This window comes from Niallia sp. (genome assembly GCF_031978665.1).
Taxonomy (GTDB): Bacteria; Bacillota; Bacilli; order Bacillales; family Cytobacillaceae; genus Niallia.
The window spans coordinates 1-230 of sequence record NZ_DALZDK010000075.1; positions in this window are offsets into that span (position 1 = coordinate 1).

Consider the following 230-nt stretch of genomic DNA (forward strand, 5'->3'; position numbering starts at 1 on the left):
CGACTTCTAAAATAGATAACGGTAAGAATAAATAGGTTGGGACGAAATTACCGATCATCGTTCCAATAAAAGCTATTCCAAGAGAAAGGGCAAAAGTTCTTAAAATAGAGGGCATATATTCATTGCTTGGACTATATGCATACATTTTTCTTCACTCCAATATTGAGTTATGGTTTATAAGATATTACGAAAACAATCTCTAAAAAGTTTCAATTAATTATTCTTTTTCT